Consider the following 3,310-nt stretch of genomic DNA (forward strand, 5'->3'; position numbering starts at 1 on the left):
GTTCGTCGAGCAGCGCCCACACCGAGGCGCCGCCATTGGCCGCGAGCTTGCGCGTCACGAGGTCGATCGACTGGATGCCGTTGGTGCCTTCATAGATCGGGGTGATGCGGGCATCGCGAAGATGCTGCGCGGCGCCGGTTTCCTCGATGAATCCCATGCCGCCATGTATCTGCACGCCGAGCGAGGCGACCTCGTTGCCGATGTCGGTGGAGAATGCCTTGGCGATTGGCGTCAGCAGCGCGCCACGGGCGGCGGCAAGGGCGCGGGTCCCGGGATCCTTGGCGCGCACCGAAATATCGAGCGCGACGGCGGTCGCGTAGCAGATGGTTCGTGCCGCCGCGGTCAGTGCGCGCATCTGCATCAGCATGCGCTTGACGTCGGGATGCACGATGATCGGGTCGGACTCGGTGCCGGGCTTGCCGGGCGCGCGGCCCTGGCGGCGTCCCTGCGCGAAAGCCAGCGCTTGCTGATAGGCGCGGTCGGCGATGCCGACGCCCTCGAGGCCGACTCCGAGCCTGGCCTGGTTCATCATCGTGAACATGCAATGCATGCCGCGGTTTTCCTCGCCGATCAAATAACCGATCGCGCCGCCATGGTCGCCCATGGTCATGGTGCAGGTGGGCGCCGCGTGCATGCCGAGCTTGTGCTCGATGCCGCTGGCGTAGATGTCGTTGCGCGCACCCGGCGAGCCGTCGGCGTTGACCAGGAATTTCGGAATCAAGAACAGCGAAATGCCTTTGGTGCCGGCGGGCGCATCCGGCAATCGCGCCAGCACGAAATGCACGATGTTGTCGCTCATGTCGTGGTCGCCGTAGGTGATGAAGATTTTCGTGCCCTTGATGCGGTAAGTGCCGTCGGACGCGCGCTCGGCGCGGGTGCGCAAGGCGCCGACGTCGGAGCCGGCCTGCGGCTCGGTGAGCTGCATGGTGCCGGGCCATTCGCCGGAGATCAGCTTGGCCAGATAGATCTTCTTCAATTCATCGCTGCCATGGGCCTCGAGCGCCTCGATCGCGCTCAGCGTGAGCAGCGGGCAGAGCCCGAAGGCGATATTCGACGCGCTCCAGATTTCGGTGCAGGCTGCGTTGATCGCGAGCGGCAGACCCTGGCCGCCGAACGCTTCGGAGCCGGACACCGCGTTCCAGCCCGCGGCCGTCCAGCGCTTGTAGGCATCGGGCCAGCCGGGCGCGGTGGTCACCTTGCCGGCGTCGAGCGTGATGCCGTGCTCGTCGCCGACGCGGTTGAGCGGCGCCAGCACGTCGGAGGCGAATTTGCCGGCTTCCTCCAGCACCGCAGCCGTGATGTCGGCGTCGAAATCGCCGTAATGGCCGGCCTTCACGGCGGCCGAAAGGCCCGCGCCATGGTTGAGGGCGAGCAGCATGTCGTTGATCGGCGCGCGGTAGGTCATGATGATGTCTCGCATCTGGCGGTGAGCGGGAGGTCTTCCCACGAAACCGTTGATCTCTCAACTCTCCGGGGGCCGAAATCGAGCCCCGCGGGAACGGGAGACCGGGCATTTCCGGACCAAAAGGCACGCATTTCGCCTGAAGTGTTACTTGAATATAAAGAGACGGGATGCGGGGCCGATTCAACCCGAATTCCCGGCTCTAGCCTGTTGAAATGGCTCAACTCCCTCTATAGACCGGCGTGGCCGGACAGGGAATCCGCGGGGCGCAGGCAGTCCCCGCTTTTCCAGAAAGCTTTTGGGGCGTCGCCAAGTGGTAAGGCAGTGGATTTTGATTCCACCATTCGGAGGTTCGAACCCTCCCGCCCCAGCCAATATCGACGTTCGGATTCCCGGTTACGCCTCGGCCCTGATCCGGCTGTGCCGCGCGCCATAACCGAAGTATATCACCAGTCCGATCGCGAGCCAGACCGCCAGCCTGAGCCAGGTGTCGGCGGGCAGGCTGAACATCAGGAATATCGAGGTCGCAGCACCCGCCGGCCCCACCAGCCAGATCGCCGGCGCCCTGAACGGACGGTTGAGCTTCGGCTCGGTGATGCGCAACGCCAGCACGCCCAGCGATACCACGGCAAAGGCGAACAACGTCCCGATACTGACGAGTTCGCCGACGAGCCCGATCGGCAGCAGGCCTGCGAGCACGGCCACCACCGCGCCGGTCGAAATCGTCGCGATGTGCGGCGTGCGCCGCGTGGGATGAATCTCTGCGGCCACCGCCGGAAGCAGGCCGTCATGCGCCATCGCCCGAAAAATTCTTGGCTGTGCCAGCAGCATGACCGTAATGACCGAGGTCAGGCCGAAAATGATTCCCAGCTTGATGAACGGGGAAAGCCAGCCGACGCCCGCGGCATCGATCCCGACCGCGATCGGATCGGGCACGTTCAATCGGTCGAAGGGCACGATGCCGGTAAGAACCAGGCTGACCACGGCATACAGCACCGTGCAGATGACCAGCGAGCCGAGAATGCCGATCGGCATATCCCGCTTCGGGTTTTTGGCTTCCTGCGCGGCCGTGGAGACGGCATCGAACCCGATATAGGCAAAGAACACCACCGCCGCGCCGCGCGCGAGGCCCGACCAGCCGTAAATGCCGACGCCCGCGTTGGGCGGGATAAAGGCGCCTGTGGGATTGCTGGGTGTGATCCAATTGGTCGTGCTGAACGCGGGCAGGGTGCAGACGACAAACAACGCGATCACGACGAGCTTGACCGCGACAATGAAATTGTTGAACCGCGCGGTCTCGCGGATGCCGACCACCAGCAGCGCCGTGATGACGATGATAATCGCCACCGCCGGCACGTTCAGGATCGCGCTGGTGGACGACCATGCGTGCTGGGCCGCATCATAGGAAAGGGGCGAGGAGACAAATCGCATCGGGAGATTAATGCCCAAATCCCTGGCCAGACTAACGACATAGCCGGACCAGCCGATCGCGACGGTGGTGGCGCCGACCGCGTATTCGAGAATGAGATCCCAGCCGATGATCCATGCGATCAGTTCGCCGAGCGTGGCGTAGGCGTAGGTATAGGCGCTGCCGCTGATCGGAAGGCCGGCGAAGGCGCAGGCCACGGCGCCGAGCAGGAACGACAGCGCGACCGCGGGGCCCGCATTCGCTGCGGCGGCGTGCCCGGTCAGCACGAAGATGCCCGCGCCGATGATACCGCCCACGCCGAGGGCTGTGAGGTTGAGGGCGGACAGGGTGCGCTTGAGAGCCCGCACCTCGCCGTCATCTTCGCCGCCTTGCGCGGCCTCGCTCAACAGCTCCGCGGTGGATTTGCGAGTCCAGATACCTGCCATCGCGCGTTGAAACCCCCGTGCCGGAACCGATGCCGCAAAACCATAACGCATCGG

At 65.0% G+C, this 3,310-nt stretch carries 2 protein-coding genes and 1 tRNA gene; 1 reads left to right on the plus strand and 2 read right to left on the minus strand.

All coding sequences use genetic code 11. The annotated features are described in order from the left end of the window. Positions 1-1,405 (minus strand): acyl-CoA dehydrogenase family protein (locus tag QZ213_RS26395; protein WP_291688997.1); only part of this gene is annotated, 1,405 nt, incomplete at its 3' end. 296 nt (positions 1,406-1,701) lie between these two features. Here QZ213_RS26395 and QZ213_RS26400 point away from each other — a divergent pair. Next, positions 1,702-1,776, plus strand: a tRNA-Gln gene (locus QZ213_RS26400). Positions 1,777-1,798: 22 nt separating this feature from the next. Here QZ213_RS26400 and QZ213_RS26405 read toward each other — a convergent pair. Beyond that, on the minus strand, positions 1,799-3,310 hold a 1,512-nt coding region (locus tag QZ213_RS26405; RefSeq protein WP_365885368.1), incomplete at its 5' end, for an amino acid permease.

It is taken from the genome of Bradyrhizobium sp. (assembly GCF_017881085.1).
Taxonomy (GTDB): domain Bacteria; phylum Pseudomonadota; class Alphaproteobacteria; order Rhizobiales; family Xanthobacteraceae; genus Bradyrhizobium.